General features: G+C 69.7%; 14 protein-coding genes. All 14 read right to left on the reverse strand.

What is annotated here, in order from left to right; translation table 11 throughout:
- Nucleotides 1–93 precede the first annotated feature (93 nt).
- Nucleotides 94–1,572: an NAD(P)/FAD-dependent oxidoreductase gene (locus tag ATM97_RS20865; protein ID WP_218719719.1), complete on the reverse strand. Its 1,479-nt coding sequence runs from the start codon at nt 1,570–1,572 to the stop codon at nt 94–96.
- The gene (locus tag ATM97_RS20870; protein ID WP_218719720.1) at nt 1,569–3,092 is read right to left on the reverse strand and encodes an NAD(P)/FAD-dependent oxidoreductase; all 1,524 of its coding nucleotides are present in this window, start codon (nt 3,090–3,092) and stop codon (nt 1,569–1,571) included. Before ATM97_RS20870 ends, ATM97_RS20865 begins: the two co-directional genes overlap by 4 nt.
- Nucleotides 3,093–3,101: 9 nt before the next feature.
- Nucleotides 3,102–4,274: a hydroxymethylglutaryl-CoA synthase gene (locus ATM97_RS20875; protein ID WP_218719721.1), complete on the reverse strand. Its 1,173-nt coding sequence runs from the start codon at nt 4,272–4,274 to the stop codon at nt 3,102–3,104.
- Nucleotides 4,271–5,329 carry a hydroxymethylglutaryl-CoA reductase gene (locus tag ATM97_RS20880; RefSeq protein ID WP_218719722.1) on the reverse strand — a complete coding sequence of 353 codons (1,059 nt, stop codon included), beginning with the start codon at nt 5,327–5,329 and terminating at the stop codon, nt 4,271–4,273. The genes ATM97_RS20875 and ATM97_RS20880 overlap by 4 nt, the downstream gene beginning before the upstream one ends.
- On the reverse strand, nt 5,322–6,419 hold the full coding sequence (gene fni, locus ATM97_RS20885) for a type 2 isopentenyl-diphosphate Delta-isomerase (RefSeq protein ID WP_218719723.1): 1,098 nt from the start codon (nt 6,417–6,419) through the stop codon (nt 5,322–5,324). Before fni ends, ATM97_RS20880 begins: the two co-directional genes overlap by 8 nt.
- The gene (locus ATM97_RS20890) at nt 6,416–7,510 is read right to left on the reverse strand and encodes a phosphomevalonate kinase (RefSeq protein WP_218719724.1); all 1,095 of its coding nucleotides are present in this window, start codon (nt 7,508–7,510) and stop codon (nt 6,416–6,418) included. Before ATM97_RS20890 ends, fni begins: the two co-directional genes overlap by 4 nt.
- Nucleotides 7,507–8,559, reverse strand: coding sequence for a diphosphomevalonate decarboxylase (gene mvaD, locus ATM97_RS20895; RefSeq protein WP_218719725.1), 1,053 nt, complete (start codon nt 8,557–8,559; stop codon nt 7,507–7,509). The genes ATM97_RS20890 and mvaD overlap by 4 nt, the downstream gene beginning before the upstream one ends.
- On the reverse strand, nt 8,556–9,596 hold the full coding sequence (gene mvk / locus ATM97_RS20900) for a mevalonate kinase (RefSeq protein ID WP_218719726.1): 1,041 nt from the start codon (nt 9,594–9,596) through the stop codon (nt 8,556–8,558). Before mvk ends, mvaD begins: the two co-directional genes overlap by 4 nt.
- Before the next feature lie 77 nt (nt 9,597–9,673).
- The gene (locus ATM97_RS20905) at nt 9,674–10,483 is read right to left on the reverse strand and encodes an isoprenylcysteine carboxylmethyltransferase family protein (RefSeq protein ID WP_218719727.1); all 810 of its coding nucleotides are present in this window, start codon (nt 10,481–10,483) and stop codon (nt 9,674–9,676) included.
- A complete protein-coding gene (locus tag ATM97_RS20910) occupies nt 10,474–11,466 on the reverse strand; it encodes a fatty acid desaturase (RefSeq protein WP_218719728.1) in 993 nt (330 codons plus the stop codon). The genes ATM97_RS20905 and ATM97_RS20910 overlap by 10 nt, the downstream gene beginning before the upstream one ends.
- Before the next feature lie 58 nt (nt 11,467–11,524).
- Entirely contained in the window at nt 11,525–12,796 is a 1,272-nt protein-coding gene (locus ATM97_RS20915) for a hypothetical protein (protein WP_218719729.1), read from the reverse strand.
- Nucleotides 12,793–13,890, reverse strand: a complete 1,098-nt coding sequence (locus ATM97_RS20920) for a polyprenyl synthetase family protein (protein WP_255588141.1) — start codon at nt 13,888–13,890, stop codon at nt 12,793–12,795. Before ATM97_RS20920 ends, ATM97_RS20915 begins: the two co-directional genes overlap by 4 nt.
- Before the next feature lie 920 nt (nt 13,891–14,810).
- Nucleotides 14,811–15,422, reverse strand: a complete 612-nt coding sequence (locus ATM97_RS20925) for a hypothetical protein (protein ID WP_218719731.1) — start codon at nt 15,420–15,422, stop codon at nt 14,811–14,813.
- A gap of 9 nt (nt 15,423–15,431) precedes the next feature.
- Nucleotides 15,432–15,689, reverse strand: coding sequence for a hypothetical protein (locus tag ATM97_RS20930; RefSeq protein WP_218719732.1), 258 nt, complete (start codon nt 15,687–15,689; stop codon nt 15,432–15,434).
- Nucleotides 15,690–15,746 lie beyond the last annotated feature (57 nt).

Below are 15,746 nucleotides of genomic sequence, written 5' to 3' on the forward strand. Positions count from 1 at the left end.
CTCGCCACACTGCTCGAATCGCTGTCGGGCTGACTCAGCGATGATCCCGGGACGCCCCCAACCTCGTCCCGGGATCAGCTGTGCCCGCGCGCCCTACGTCCGTGCGGTCGTGTCGTAGGCGTCCACGTCGAACGTCCGCAGCATCCGTTCGAACCGGAAGCTGAAGTCGGGCCAGAGCCGGGAGTGCTGTCCGCGCTCGTCGACGAACCAGCTGGTGCAGTCGCCCGCGTTCCAGACGGTACCGGCGAACTTCGTCTGCAGGTCCCGGTTGTAGTCGAGCTGCGCCTGCGCACGCACCTCCACCGTCCGCAGCCCGCGCGCGTCCATCGTCGTGATCGCGTCGACGATGTAGTTGATCTGCGATTCGATGGTGAACAACGCCGAGGTGTAGCTCAGCGCCGCGTTCGGGCCGATCATCAGGAACAGGTTCGGGAAGTTCGCGATGGTGGTGCCCTTGTACACGCTGAGCCCGTGCTCGCCGAACACTTCCGCCAGGGTGCGCCCGTCGCGGCCGGTGATCAGGTCGTAGGTCGGCGAGTCCGAGATCTTGAACCCGGTCGCCAGCACGATCGCGTCGACCTCGCGTTCGGTGCCGTCCTCGGCGACGATCGAGTGTTCCCTGATCTCCCGGATCCCGTCGGTGACGACATCGACGTTCTCGCGCGCCAGCGCCGGGTAGTACTCGTTGGAGATGAGCATCCGCTTGCAGCCCAGCCGGTAGTCCGGAGTCACCTTGCGCCGCAACGCCGCGTCCCGGATCACCCACCAGAGCTTCAGGCGGGCACCGGCGGCGAAGAAGTCGGCCAGCGGCGGATACTTCGACTGCCAGAGCACGAACGACTCGCGCACCCAGTACACCCCCGCGCGGGCCAGTCGCTGGGAACCGGGAACGTGGCGATACCACAGGCGTTCGAGCCGCGTGTAGCGATGACCCAGGCGCGGCAGCACCCAGGGCGCGCTGCGCTGATACACCGCGAGCCGGCCCACCGTACCCGCGATCGACGGCACGATCTGGATGGCCGAGGCGCCGGTGCCGACGACCGCGACCCGCTTGCCGGTCAGGTCGACCTCGTGATCCCAGCGCGCGGAGTGGAACAGCGCACCCCGAAAGGTGCTGATGCCCTTGATCTCCGGCAGTCTCGGCGCGCTGAGCGGGCCCGCCGCCGAGACCGTGATGTCGGCGGTGAACGCGCCCAGGGAGGTCTGGATGTCCCAGCGCGCGGTGGCGGCGTTCCAGCGCGCGTCGCTCACCTCGCAGTCGAGCAGGATCGCCTCGCGCACCCCTTCCCGGTCGACGGTGTCCTGCACGTACCGCTGGATCTGCGGTTGCGTCGAGAACGAGTGTGTCCAGTCCGGATTCGGCGCGAACGAATACGAATACAGCTGCGACGGCACGTCACAGCCCGCGCCCGGATAGGTGTTGTCCCGCCAGGTACCGCCGATATCGCTCGCGCGCTCGAAGACGACGAAGTCGGTGATCCCGAGCCGGCGCAGCCGCATCGCCACGCCGAGCCCGGCGAACCCGGCCCCGATGATCGCCACGCGGACATGGCGCCGAGGCGTGTCGGTCACCGCGTCGTCGCCGTGGTGTCGTAGGCCTCGATGTCGAAGTTGCGCACCAGCTTCCGGTACCGGAAGCTGAAGTCGGGCCACAGCGCGGAGTTGTTGCCGTGCTTGTCGAGGAACCAGCTGGTGCAGCCGCCGTTGACCCATACGGTGCGGGCCATCTTCGGCTCGAGCGCCCTGTTGTACGCGCGCTGGGCGTCGACCTTCACCTCGAACGACCGCAGACCGCGGGCCCGCATGGTGGTGATCGCGTCGACGATGTAGTTGATCTGCGACTCGATGATGTAGATCAGCGAGGTGTAGTTCAGCCCGGAGTTGGCGCCGAGCATGAAGAACATGTTCGGGAAATTGGCGACCGTGGTGCCCTTGTACATCTGGTAGCCCTCGGCGTCGGCCGCCTCCGACACCGTCCGGCCGTCGCGGCCGGTGTAGAGGTTGAACGTCGGCGAATCGGCCACATGGAAGCCGGTGGCCAGCACGATGGCGTCGACGTCGCGTTCGGTGCCGTCCTCGGTGACGATCGAGTGCGCGCGGACTTCGGCGATGCCGTCGGTGACGAGATCGACGTTGTCACGATCGAGCGCGCCGTAGAACTTGTTGGAGACCAGCATGCGCTTGCAGCCGATGCGGTGCTCGGGCAGCACCTTGCGCCGCTTGTCCGGGTCGCGGATCTCGAGCCGCATCTTCACCCGCCCGACCGCTTCGAGCAGCAGGCCGGTCCACGGGTACTTCACCTGGGTGATCACGAACAGTTCGCGCGTGGTGTAGATCAGCGCGCGAATCAGCCGTTGCAGACCGGGCACGTGCTTGAAGGCGAAGCGTTCCGGCGCCAAATACGGCCGGTTGAGCTGGGGCATCACCCAGGTCGCGGTGCGCTGGTACACATCGAGCCGCTCGACCTCGGGCGCGATCGACGGGACGATCTGCACGGCGGAGGAACCGGTGCCGATCACGGCGACCTTCTTGCCCGCCAGGCTCGCGTCGTGGTTCCAGCGCGCCGAGTGGAAGATCTCGCCCTCGAAGCTCGAGATCCCCTTGATATCGGGCAGATTCGGCTCGGCGAGGACGCCCGCCGCCGAGACGACGAAGTCGGCGGTGAAGCCACCGTCGCTGGTGTCGATCTCCCAGCGGCCGTCGGCGTCGACCCAGCGCGCCGCGGTCATCGCGCAGTCGAATTTGTGCTTGTCGCGCACCCCGTACCGGTCGGCCACCTCGCGCAGGTACCGCTCGATCTCGGCCTGCGGCGAGAACGAGCGCGACCAGTTCGGGTTCAGCGCGAACGAGTACGAGTACAGGTGCGAGGGCACATCGCAGCCGGCGCCCGGATAGGTGTTGTCGCGCCAGGTGCCGCCCACATCGGGGCCGCGTTCGATGACGAGATAGTCGGTCACACCGTGCTGGCTGAGCCGGATCGCCGTGCCGAGACCGGACAGGCCGCTGCCGACGATCAGGACCTGCACGTGCCGCCGGGTGGTGTCGCCGGCGGACCGGTCGTCCACGGACGTGGAAGTGTCGTTACTGCTCATGGGGCGACCTCAGCGGGATTCGTAGATGCGTTTGTGGCCGGAGACGGCGGCCAGCCGATACGGACGGCGGGTCTGCTCCGCCATGGCGTGGTACGCGCCGTCGCTGGGCGAGGTGGCCTCGTGCAGTTCCCGGTAGTGTTCGTAGCCGATCAGTTCGCGTGAGTCGATCGCGGCGAGGTTCGCCTCGGTCCGCAGGTGCTCGCGGTAGCCGGGTCGCACGGTGCCGCTGAAGAATTCGGCGACACTGCCCGAGCCGTAGCTGATCATGGCCAGGGCCCGATCGGTCAGGTCGTCGGCGTGGTCGAGCAGCGCGGCCAGGCCCAGGTACAGCGAGGCGGTGTAGCTGTTGCCGACCGTGCGGTTGTAGCGGGTGGTGTCGCCGATGGCGGCCTCGATCTCGGCGGCGTCGGCGGTGTGGCCCTGGCTCTCGAGCAGGTGCCGGTGCGCCTTGTAGGCCATCTTGGTGAAGGGCTGGTGGTAGCAGAAGGCGGCGAACTCGGCGAGGTCGCGGCCACCCTGGCGGCGGTAGTCGGTCCAGGCCTCCTGGGCGGCCTTCTGGTAGGCGTTGACCGAGGTCTTGCCGTCGACGATGGCGGCGCTGCGGTAGTTCGGGCGCCAGAAGTCCATGATGTCGGCGCTGTAGAGCCCGGAGTACGGATCCAGCTGCAGGATGGCCGGATTCGCGGTGATCAGCATCGCCACCGCGGCGGCGCCCTGGGTCGGCTCACCCGGGGAGTCCAGCTCGTACTTGGCGATGTCGGCGGCGATGACCAGGACCCGCTGCGCCGGATCGCGGGCGATCAGGCCCGCGGCGAACTGCAGTCCGGCGGTGCCGCCGTAGCAGGCCTGCTTGAGCTCCACCACGCGCGCGGCGTTGGGCAGCCCGATCAGCGAATGCAGGTACAGCGCGGCGGCTTTGGACTGGTCGACACCGGTCTCGGTGGCCAGCAGCACGGTGCGGATGTTGTCGGTGCCGTGGCGTTCGAGGATGGGCTTGGCCGCGGCCGCGGCGATGGTGACGATGTCCTCGTCGGCCGCGGCGACGCTCATCTTCTCCTGGCCGATGCCCAGGTAGAACTTGTCGCGGTCGACGCCGAGCCGCTCGGCGAGCACGGCGTGGTCGAGGGCGTAGTGGGTGGTCGCGAAGGACAGGTCGTGGATGCCGACCGAGGATGTGTTCATCGTTGTGTTCCGTTGCTCGTGGTGGACCGCTCGAATTGGGTGTGGGCGCGCATCAATTCACCGCGATTGGTCTGCGCGGCCATCAGCGACAGCTCGCCGCAGAGCACGGTCGCCGCGGCGATGACGGCGAGCCTGCGGGCGTTCTCGCCGGGCTCCCGGTCCTCGCGGCAGCCCAGACGTTCGAGGTTGTCGTCCACGAAGCTGGCGTGCTTGCCGTTGCCGACGGTCCCGACGATGAGGTTGGGCAGCGTGCACGAGAAATACAGATCACCGTCACGGTCCTCGGCGTGGGTGACGCCCTGGGAGCCCTCGACGATGTTCGCGGCGTCCTGTCCGGTGGCCAGGTAGAACGCGAGCAGCATGTTGGCGTAATGCGCGTTGGCGGAACGGATCCCACCCGCCAGCAGGGTGCCGATCAGGTTCTTGCGGATATTGAGCTCCACCACCTGCCTTGCGGTGGTGTGCAGGCGCTGGGCCACCACCTCGCGGGGAATCAGCAGCTCGGTCACCACGTTCTTGCCCCGGCCGAGGATGCCGTTGACCGCGGTGGCCTTCTTGTCGGTGCAGAAGTTGCCGGAGATGGAGCCGTAGCGCACGCCCGAGACCGTGGTCAGGATGTGGTCCATCAGGTGGTCGCTGGCCAGGGTGGCCATGTTGTGGCCCGAGGCGTCGCCGGTGCTGAACTCGAACCGCAGGAACAGCAGATTGCCGTTGATCTGGTGGTGCAGGTCGATCAGGCGGGCGAAGCGGCTGCTGCCGGTGACGACCTCCTGCAACTCGGCGAAGCGGTCCTTCAGCTGCCGCACCGCGGTGAGCGCGGTGTAGGCGTCGTCGGCCTCGAGCAGGATCGAGCGGGTCATCCGCTCGTCGATGAGCGTGGAGACGATGCCGCGCTCGGTGAGGGTGGAGATCCGCGCGCCGCGACCGACCGAGGGCCACAGGGGCGTTTCGTAGGTGGCCAGGGGAACGTCGACGGCATCGTCGACGACATTGCCCGTGATGCGCAAGGGCCCCACCCACTGCAGCGGGACCGCTGCGTACGACATGTCATTCATCGATGACTCCTCCTCGGTCTTTCGATTCGCGCCACCAGGGACTCCGGTGGGCAAGAGACGCCGTGTCGATGCCGCGCAGTGCGCAGAAGCTCGCCACGTCCCCGGTGATCAGCAGGTCGCAGCCGGCCAGGTCGGCCGGGGTGCGCGCGCCGAGCACGGTCAGGATCTGGCGCAGCTGATCGAGCCAGGTGCGGATCTGCTCGACGAGCGCGTCGGTGTCGCGGCGCACGACGGTGTCCAGGAAGGCACCGGCGACTCCGGTCGCGGCGGCGCCCAGCGCCAGCGCCCTGGCGATGTCGAGCGGTGACCGGATGCCGCCGGAGGCGGCGATGTCGATGCCGTCGATTCCGGCGCAGTCGAGCAGGCAGGTGGCGGTGGACTGCCCCCAGCTCTCGATGAAGGCGAAGTCGGCGGCCGGACGTCGTTCGTTCTCGATGCGGGCGAAGTTGGTGCCGCCCCGGCCGCCGACGTCGGCCACCGAGACACCGGCATCGCGCAACCAGGCGACGGTCTGCCTGCTGAGGCCGAACCCGACCTCCTTCACGATCACCGGCACCGCGACATTGGCGGTGAGGTGCTCGATCTGGCGGGGCCACGAGCCGAAGGAACGGTCGCCCTCGGGCATCACGACTTCCTGGACCGCGTTGAGGTGGATCTGCAGCGCGTCGGCCTCGAGCAGGTCGATCGCGCGGCGCACCTGATCCAGCGAGGCGGTCGCGTTGACATTGGCCATCACGAACCCGTGCGGATTTTCCTCGCGCAGCACGCGATAGGTGCCCGCGACCTCGGGGTCGCGGAAGAAGGCGCTCATCGACCCGGTGGCGATGGGCAGCCCGGTCTCGCGGGCGGCGATGGCCAGCTTGCGGTTGATCTCGCCGGTGTTGACGCTGCCGCCGGTCATCGCGTTGACGTAGAGCGGTGTGTCCCACTGTTTTCCGGCGACGTCGACGGCCAGCGACACGTCCCGGCTGTCGATCCCCGCCAGCGCGTGGTGGACGAAGGTGATCGAGTCGAAGTCGTTGGCGCCGGTGTCGACGCTGCGCTGGTTCACCGCGTGGCGAACGTGGTCGTCCTTGCGGTCGGCGATCATGCGGTGTCCCCTTCGAACGGGTGGGTCCGCAACGGCAGCGGCCGGATACCGGCGGCGACCCAACGGTCGGTCAGTTCGGTGCTCGCGTCGGGACGCGCGCGGTCGACGAGCGCGATCCCGCAGTCGCCGCCGCCCGCGCCGGACGGCTTGGCCGGGGCACCGACGGCGGCTCCGGCCGCGCACAGTGCGTGCAGTCGCGGCGTCATGATGCCCAGGCCCGCGGTGGCGTCCAGGTCGAGGAGAAGGCCACGGGCGTAGTCGATCTCGGTGCCGACACCGGTGGCGTCGTCGGCTTCGACGGCGGTGAGCAGGCGGCGCACGCAGTCGTTGCTGCGGGCGTTGAACACGGTCCGGTCGCCCCGCGCCCAGGTCGCGGCGCCGACCAGCGCCGGGGTGGAGGCGGGGTCGCCGGTCCAGCCGACCCGCAGGTCCAGGCCGGTCGGGGTCGGCAGCGGGCGGACCGACAGGCCCGGCCACGGCGCACGCAGCGCGGCATCGATCCCGTCGGCGGCGGCCGTCGCGGCCACCACCGCGCGGTCGGGGGAACCGTAGGCGAGCCAGCCGCCCCAGGTGCTCACGGCGACGTCGCCGCCGGACGCCCGGGGGTTGACCTCGATCGTGGCCAGCATCGCCAACCGGTACCGGTCCATCGCGGACAGTCCCAGCGCGAGGAACCGGCCGACGGCGGCGACCGTCGCGACCGTCACCGCCGCGCTCGACCCCAGCCCGAACTTGCGGCCGTCGGCGTCGCCGAGGTCGGCCGACACCGCCAAACGATAAGGACGAGCGTCGATTCCACGCTCGCCGCGGAGCCGGTCGAGCACCGACACGGCCGCGAACACGTAGGCGAAGGCGGCAGGCACCGCGCCCTCGGGCGTCGCCGGGACCAAGCGGTCGCCGTCGCGGCCGAGGGTGAGCGAGACACCGCCGTGCAGATCCGAACGCAGCGTCGTGGCCGCCCCGGCGGACACCTCGGTCACCGTGGCGCTCGCGTAACGGTCGACGGCCGTGAGCACCGCGAGATGTCCCGGCTCGACGACGGCGTACTCCCCCGCGATGAAGAGTTTGCCCGGAGCGCGACAACTGATCACCGGTCGTCGCCCCCGATCAGCCGGGCGCCGGGACCGATGTGCGCGGTCCGGGTGGTGACGAAGTCGCCGAGCTCCTCGAGGGTGGCCGCGACGACGGGGGCGTCGGCACGGGTGCACAGCACCTTCACGTTCGGGCCCGCGTCGATCGTCGCATACGCGGCGATGCCGTCGGCGCGCAGCGCGAGCACCGCGTCCAGGATCGCGATCGAGTGCGGCGACAGGTAGCGGATCCCCGGTCGCGCCGTGAGCATGGTGGCGTGCATGCCGAGGGCGTTGCGCTCGGCGATCTCCCCGATCGCCGCGATGTCCCGGCGCGCGACGGCCTCACGCATCTGCGCGAGGTCGAGCACCGAGGAGTCCGCCCACGGGCGATAGAACGGCGAGGTCTCGGTGGTCCGGCGCATGGCCACCCGGCTCGACACCGCTTTCGCGCCCGCCTCGACGACACCGACGACCAGGGCCGGGTCGAGATCGTCGCCGCCGATCGGCTCGGCGTAGGAGCTCAGGTCGCCCTTCTCGCCGTCGCCCTCGCCCGCATGCCACACGACGAAGCCGCCGAAGATCGAGCGCGACGCCGACCCGGAGCCACGACGGGCCAGGCGCGAGAGCGCGCGCCCGTCGAGGTCGAGTCCGTAGGCGGCGGCCGCGGCGGTGGCCAGCGCGGCGAACCCACTCGCCGAGGAGGCCAGGCCGGCACCGGTGGGGCCCGCGTTGCTGGTGACCACGGTGGCGCGCTCGTCGCGTCCGGCCAGCGCGCGGACCAGGTCGAGGAACCGCTCGACGCGCGTCAGAGCGGTGCCGGTGGCCGCGGCCTCGTTGAGCTCCACGGTGTCGGTGGGCCCGTCGACGAGCCGCACCGAGGTGGTCGTCGGGAAGATGTCCAGCGTCATCGACAGGCTCCCCGTGACGGGGAGGAACAGGGTTTCGTCGCGCTTGCCCCAGTACTTGACCAGGGCGATGTTCGGGTACGCGACCGCGACGGCCGCGCCCTCGCGGACGTGCTCGCCCGGCCGGGCGGCAGTGACGGGTACTGCGGAAGTGGGTGTCATCGGTGGGTTTCGCGTTCCGGTCTCGAGGCGGATGGGGACAGGGCGTCCGAGCGCAGGCTCGCGGTGGGGACCGTCCAGGTCTGGGTCGCGCCCGCGCGGCGCAGCGCGGTGCCGACCGCGGGCGCGGTGTCGATCGCGGTGAGGGCGAGGACACAGCCACCCAGGCCGGCGCCGGTGAGTTTGGCGCCGTAGGCGCCCGCCTCCAGCGCGGCGCTCACCAGGGTGTCGATGTGCGGTGTGCTCACGCCGAGTTCGCCGAGCAGGCCCTGGAATTCGAGCATCGTCGCGCCCAGGGCGGCGGCGTGTCCGGCCGACAGATCGGTCGCGGCCGCGGCGATCAGGTCCGCGGCCCTGGCCAGCAGCCGATCGGCGGCCTGCCGGTCCCGGTCCAGGACCCGGCGCACGCCGGCCACCGCGTGCTGGGTGGACCCCGGCACCCCGGTGTCGGCGATCACCAGCGCGGCGTCGAGGCCCACGGCGATCGGCCGGGATACGCCCTCGTGGAACCAGATCGGCCCGCCGGCCAGCACCGCACTGGCGTCGATGCCGCTGGCCCGCCCGTGCGCGACCTGTTCGCCGCACTGCACCAGCTCGTAGAGCGTGCCGGGATCGATCGCGCGACCGTACAGGTCGGCGACCGCGCGGACCGCCGCGCCCGCGCACGCGGCGCTCGAGCCGAGGCCGCGCGCGAGCGGAATGTCGCACTCGACGACCACATCGACGATGTCGTCGTCGAAACCCCAGCGCCGCAACGCTTCCTCCACCGCGACGCGTGGACCGGACGCGGTGCCCGCGGCACCGGCGCGGAACCGGAAGTGACCCGGGGCGAGCACCGCGGATTCGGTCCCGGCGGACGCGGGCCGGGCGACGGCGCGCACCGGCAGCGCGGGCAGCGGGAAGGCGATGGCGGCCGTGCCGTGGACGACGGTGTGCTCGCCCAGCAGGATCGCCTTGGCGTAGGAGTGGCCGACACCGGCGACGGGGCCCGGGTCGGTGGAGTTGTGTCTGATGCGCTCTCGAACAGGATGACCGTTCACGTCGATTCCTCTCCCGAACTCGGGCCGGGCCCGCCCGGCGCGTCACCCCTCGGGGAAAAGCGCCGGGCGGCCTGCCGTTACGGCTGCCGAGTCGATCGGCCGAAGATGCGGAGCACGGACGGGAAGAACGCGGGGACCTGCGCGGCGTAGGCGCGATAGGACGCACCGAAACGCGCGATCAGATCGCGTTCCTCCAGATAGGTGCCCAGCAGGATGTAACCGGTCAGCCCGAGGGCCCACACCAGGTGCCCGACCGTGAACGTCGAGGCGAACCAGAACGAGATCAGCAGGCCGGTCATCAGCGGATGCCGGACGAGCTTGTAGACCCCGTTCACCTGCAACCGGTCGACGGTCGCGTCCGGCACCTGGATGACGTACTCCCGGTAGGCCTGGCTGATGCCGAGCAGGTGGAAGTGGTTCAGCAGCAACGTCGCCGCGTAGACGAGCACGAAACCGAGCCAGAACCCGGCGTCGAGCACCAGGCCCACGGTGCCCTCGGCCGACCAGAGCACGGCCGGAATCGGCTGCCACGCCAGCATGATCACCCACATGACCAGGCACACCATGACGATGTAGACCGACCGCTCGAGCGCGTCGGGCACCCAGCGGGTGATGAACGCCTTGAACGAGGGCCGGGCCATGCCCGAGTGCTGCAGGCCGAACAGCGCCAGCAGCACCACATCGATCAGCAATGCCGGGACGGTCGACAGGTGCGGGCCCTTGTCGATCGTCTTCGGCAGGAACCAGCCGCCCGCGAAGAGCAGCATCAGCGGCACGGTGATGCCGGCGACGCCGTAGACGGCGAAGGAGAACAGGAACGGGACGAGCCGCGAACGGCTCGTCAGCACGTCCCTGGCCTGGGTGGGCGTGGGGGTGATCAGATCCATGCGAACCACGGCAGGTACCGGTTGCGCACGGTCCCCTCCTCGATGCGCTTCTCCAGCTTGGCCTTCCACTTGGTGCCGTAGCCCTCGTTGAGGAAGCCGCCGGGCCAGAACAGCCGCCACCCCGACTGCGCGACCATCCAGTAGGGGACGATGACGCCGGGATTGACATCGCGCATGTAGTCGAGCTTGTCCGGGATCTGGCTCCAGTGGATGCCGGGGTAGCGGTGGTGCACGCTGTGGTAGCCCTGGTTGAAGATCAGGAAGTTGAGGATGTTGCCCGCGTTGTTCAGCGAGGTGCTCGGCTCGTCGTCGAACCCGCGTGCCGGCGCGTGGCTCAGCCAGGCGAAGTAACCCGCGTTGACCTGGGTGATGAAGAACGGCACCCAGTAGAACAGGACGAACTTCTCCATCCCGGCGACGTACCAGACGCTGCCGATCACGACCGCGTACACGGCGAGATCGAAGAGGAACTGGTGGCGGGTGCGGCGGCGGCGCGGCGCCGGGTCGGCGGCGAAGACCATCCGCATCGTGTGGAGCTTGACGATCATGCCGTAGCGGACCCAGTACCAGATGGCGCCGAGGCCCTTCTCCATGCCGGTGGTCGCGGTGACGTCACCGGGGCCGTCGTTGAACCGGTGATGGTTGAGGACGTGCACCTCGCGCATCTCGGCGGCGGTCAGGTTGCCCGGCAGACAGCACAGGATGTCGACGACGCGGTTCGGGAACTTCGACACGAACAGCGGCCGGTGGGTGTGCATGTGCATGACGCCGATGGTCAGCGACAGGTTCAGCAGCGACAGCACGATGATCAGCGGCACCGCCACGTACCAGTTCGACGCGAACGGCACGAACAGGCCGAAGGCGGTCATGCCGATCCACAGCGCGATGTGCACGAGCGGACCGACATTGGAGGCGTGCTCGAGCTTGAGCACGCGTTTGCTGAACGGCGTCTGTTCGGGTGCGATGGGCGTTCCGGTGCTCATAGTCGAGCTCCTTCGCTAGTGGTGTCCAGGTCGGTGAGCGCGGGTCTGGTGACGATGCTCATGGGCGGCTCCCTTGGGTGCTGGTGTCGAGGGCAGCGAGTTGGAGTCTCGTGGCGAGCGCCTGCAGCGCTTCGGGTTCGTGCGGTGGCACCCGTTCCATCGCGCCGAAGGCGAGATGGTCGGCGATCATCATGGTGCGCACCTCGGCGTCGGGCAGCTCGCCGGTCAGCGGGGCTTCCGGCAGGGTCTGCACCAGCGCGAAGGTGGTGTCGACGATCAGCGGGACCAGCGAAGTCGCCATGGTGGCCGGGTCGCCCGCGCCGAGCACCTCGCGCGTGCGGCTGGCGCCGTCGGCGAAATCCGGTGAGGCGTCGAGCATCCGATGGATCGCCAGATCGGCGGTCCGGCGGACGCGGTCGATCATCCTGGTCCAGTACCGCGACGAGGAGGCGGCCAGCAGCGCGGCGCCGACCTTGCGCCGATACGGCGACGGCGCGTCGACGACCGAGCACAGGAACGCGGAGGTGGTGATGGTCATGTACGCCATCGCCGCGCGCGCACCGCGACTGGGCGTGCCGGGGCCGAGCCGGGCCAGCAGGGCGAACCCGCCCAGGGCCGGCGCCAGCAGCTGCAGCATCACCATCCGCTTCAGTTCCTCGCGGTCGGCGACGCCGTAGATCTCGAACTCGTTGTCGCGCAGGTCGTTCGCCGACTGGGCGATCACCGCGACGCAGCCGGTCAGCTCGCGTAGGTCCGCTTCCGAGAGCACGTTCTCGGCGACCAGGGCGCACGCGTAGTGCGTCACCCGGCCGAGCACGCCCTCGCTGTAGGCCACCCGCGACAGCGGTCCGTCGATGTTGCGGGCCATCACCCCGGCCACATCGGTGATCACCTCGCCGACCCGCTTCTGTCCCTCCGCCGACAACGCCGACAGCAGCGCTCTGATGTCACCGATGCGCTCGGCCAGCAGCCGGTCGACGGCTTCGCTGTCGCGGGCCTCGGCGGTCACGGTCGGCAGTGCCGGTGGGGGCGTGTCGGAGGTGCTGTTGAGGTAGTCGGCCGCGGCCAGCACGGCGCTGCTCGCGACCGCCCGATCGCTGAGATCCTCGAAGGCGTCGAGCACGCGACAGGCCAGCAGCGCGGCGGTCGCCTCCGCGCGCAGATGCGCGGGCAGGAAACTCACCGAGATGCCGAGGTTGCGGCCCGCGGGGATCAAGGCCAGGCGGGCCAGCTCCGCAGGCGAGGACGCGGCGCGCAGCGCGGCCATGTCGGGCGCGCGCCGCAGATGCCGGAGCCCGTAGGCCAGGGAGCCGATTCTGGTCTGTCTCATCGGTTGATCACCTGCTGCAAGAGTTCGCGGAGGTCGTCGCGGGCAGGCGACGACGGGAAGATGTCCAAGGCCGCGCTCGCGGTCTCGGTGGCCTGCAGCGCGACGGCGCGCGCGGCCTGGGTGGCGCCGCTGTCGACCAGGTCGGATTGCAGTGTCTCGCTGGAGGTCTCCGGCGACAGCCACATCTCCCTGGCGCCCGGGCGCACCGCCAGCCACTCGATCACCGGCCAGGTCGGCACCCGCCGGTCCAGGTCGCCGCAGGCGTCCTTGCCCAGTTCGGGGCCGCCTTCGATGTCACGGACGTCGTCCATGATCTGGAAAGCGAGCGCCAGCTGGTCGGCGTACTGCATCAGGGCCTGCAGGCGATCGTGATCGGCGCCGCCTGCCGTGCCGCCGTAGGAGCACGAGAGCCGGAACAGCGTCCCGGTCTTCGCCCCGGCCACGAGCTCGTAGTGGCGGCGCAGGGCGGTCGCGTCCACCGCGGGCGGCAGGGTCTCGATGAGCTGGCCGAAGGACAGGTCGGAGAGCCGGTCGGCGTAGGTCACCCCCGGCGCCTCGCCGATGCCGCCGAACACGTTCTGGTTCTCGGACAGGACCTGGGCGACCACCTGCATCGCGGCGCCGGCCATATGGAATCCGGCTCTGGCGGCGATGCGCACCCCGAACGCGGCGGGCACCGAGGGGGCACCACGGCGCAGTAGGGATCCGTCACAGATGTCGTCGTGTAGCAGCGAGGATTCGTGCAGCATCTCCATGGCGCAGGCCAGGTCGACGGCGGCGGTGCGCGGAGCCGCCGCGCCGTCGGGCAGCAGGCCCGCGCACGCGAGCACGAGACGAGCCCGCACACGTTTGCCGGGAGCGGCCAGGACATGCCGGTAGATGTCGTCGAAATCACCACCGGTGAGAAGGATTTCGCGCAACCGGGCGGTGACCAGCGGAAGCAGCTCGACCGGCCCGACGGTCCGGTCGTCGTCGACGACGGACGCGATGACCGACGGTCTGGGCAGTACCGCCACCTGATCGCCCGAGTGCTCCGGGTGCACTGCCGGATGAGCATCCTGACGGTGCGCTGAGGGTAGCGCGGGATTGTCCATAGCGCTGAACTCCTTTGGTGTGGTCACGGTGGCGGTGAGGTTCACCCCGACTGGTGCACAGGGGTTTACGGGGGTTCAGGCGGTGGCATCGTCGGCGGTGACTTGTCACAACTACCGGGCCCGAGCTTCCCGATCGTCGGCTACCGACGGGTAGTTTTGTAGAGACCCTGTCGAATTGTCAAGCACTACAACAGGTTCCAGTTTTGGATGACGTAATCGATAGTGCCGCAAAGTAACTCGCGCGCCACCGCGCACGGAGGGCGGCGGACATTCACCGCGCGCCCGATCGGACTTGCGTCGTAAGCCTCAGTGCCCCAACAGATTTCGTGACCCTAGCCCACGCACGCGTGGGAGTGTGTTGCGCGAAGGTAAAAACCGTGGGCTGGCGCGACGCTGCGACAGAGATGATTCGGACGTGACAACCCCCTTGTAGGGTCACGCCGACTACGAGGCCGGTCCTCCGGGATGCCGGAGACGGCCCGACCGGACCGTTCGCCGAGGACATCATCGTCCGGCGAGCGGCCACCGAGGGAGCGTGCGAACACTCTCGTTCGACGACTCTACGACCACGCCGCCGATGCCGCGAATCGGACCGACCCGTTGGTGAGATCTCGCCGACTCCGGAACCGAACTTTTGGGGCTTTTCCCAAACCGACCAGACTGCCGCTCGAGATACACAGTCGCCCTTGACAATTCATCACTCCATGTCAAAACGGAACATGGGTCGTTTTCAGATGGAAGCGTGCCACCGCACCCGGGGGTGACCGAAAGCCCGTGGGAGCCGGACCTTCTCCGGACGGCGGCGGACGTGCCTGCACAGGGCCGAGCGGACAGCGCCCGAGCACGCCCCGAGCGACCGGCACGAGCCCTTGCGTGCCGCGATCACGGCCGCACCGGCCGACATCCTCGTCGAGCGCTGATCAGCGTGCGGCGGTGCCGCTTCCGAGGACGAGCAACTCCGGCAGCGGGTGGTCGACGAGAGGGGCGGGCGGACGGATCGACGGGCCGCGCCGCAGGACCGTGCAGCGACGGGCCAGGACAGCACCACAGGATCGGAGGGTGGTGGTGATCAGGTCCTCCGCGAGCGGTAAGTCGTCATCGCGCTGGGCGAAGACCGAAAAGCGCACGGCGCGTGGCTCGGTGCGCGGGTCGGACTGCAGCACCACTTCGGCCGGGCAGCTCGCCAGGAGCATGATCGCGGCGGCGAAGTCGGCGTACGGGTCCCCCGCGGCGATCTCCGCCCCGGCGGCGACGGCGGCGAACAACGCGGGCAGGCTGGGCCGTTCGGGGATCTCCTGGAGGTCCTGGATGCGCGACCAGCGGCGCACCGCGGGCTGATCGGCGATATCGGTGCGGGTGCGCCAGCGCCGGCGGCCGCACTCGAGCAGCCGCGTCGCCGCCGCCCGCCAGAGGGCAGCGTCGTCGATGCGGGCGACGACGCGCAGGCGGCGGCACTCCTGCGCGACCTCCGGGGTGTCGATCGGCTCGATCGCGGGGACCACCGCGCCCGCGGCGGGTCGGTACGTCTGCATAGCGATCTCCTACCGCGCGAAGGAACCCAGCGAAGGCCGACCGGCCGGACCACGTCGCCACGCCTGCCGGAACGCCCAGCCCGCGGTGAGCACCGCGATCGCGACGACGGCGGTGATCACCGCCAGTACCACCGCGCCCGACGGCCCGACCCCGGCGTACCGGGCGATCATCGCCGACGCGAGAATCGGGCCCGCGGTGGCGAGAACCGGGATCAACAAGATCAGTCCGACGGTCACCAGCGCCGACGGCGACAGCGTCGATTTCACTGCGGAAAAGCTCTGCCGGGCACCCACCCTGTGCGGCCCCGACTGCCGCGCGACTGT

The sequence above is a fragment of the Nocardia sp. MH4 genome, assembly GCF_019266065.1.
In the GTDB taxonomy this organism is placed as follows: domain Bacteria; phylum Actinomycetota; class Actinomycetes; order Mycobacteriales; family Mycobacteriaceae; genus Nocardia; species Nocardia canadensis.

Coding starts and splice junctions, on each gene's coding strand:
- ATM97_RS20870 (WP_218719720.1), bottom strand. CDS start 3,092: ATGAGCAGTAACGACACTTCCACGTCCGTGGACGACCGGTCCGCCGGC.
- ATM97_RS20875 (WP_218719721.1), bottom strand. CDS start 4,274: ATGAACACATCCTCGGTCGGCATCCACGACCTGTCCTTCGCGACCACC.
- ATM97_RS20880 (WP_218719722.1), bottom strand. CDS start 5,329: ATGAATGACATGTCGTACGCAGCGGTCCCGCTGCAGTGGGTGGGGCCC.
- fni (WP_218719723.1), bottom strand. CDS start 6,419: ATGATCGCCGACCGCAAGGACGACCACGTTCGCCACGCGGTGAACCAG.
- mvaD (WP_218719725.1), bottom strand. CDS start 8,559: ATGACACCCACTTCCGCAGTACCCGTCACTGCCGCCCGGCCGGGCGAG.
- ATM97_RS20905 (WP_218719727.1), bottom strand. CDS start 10,483: ATGGATCTGATCACCCCCACGCCCACCCAGGCCAGGGACGTGCTGACG.
- ATM97_RS20910 (WP_218719728.1), bottom strand. CDS start 11,466: ATGAGCACCGGAACGCCCATCGCACCCGAACAGACGCCGTTCAGCAAA.
- ATM97_RS20915 (WP_218719729.1), bottom strand. CDS start 12,796: ATGAGACAGACCAGAATCGGCTCCCTGGCCTACGGGCTCCGGCATCTG.
- ATM97_RS20920 (WP_255588141.1), bottom strand. CDS start 13,890: ATGGACAATCCCGCGCTACCCTCAGCGCACCGTCAGGATGCTCATCCG.
- ATM97_RS20925 (WP_218719731.1), bottom strand. CDS start 15,422: ATGCAGACGTACCGACCCGCCGCGGGCGCGGTGGTCCCCGCGATCGAG.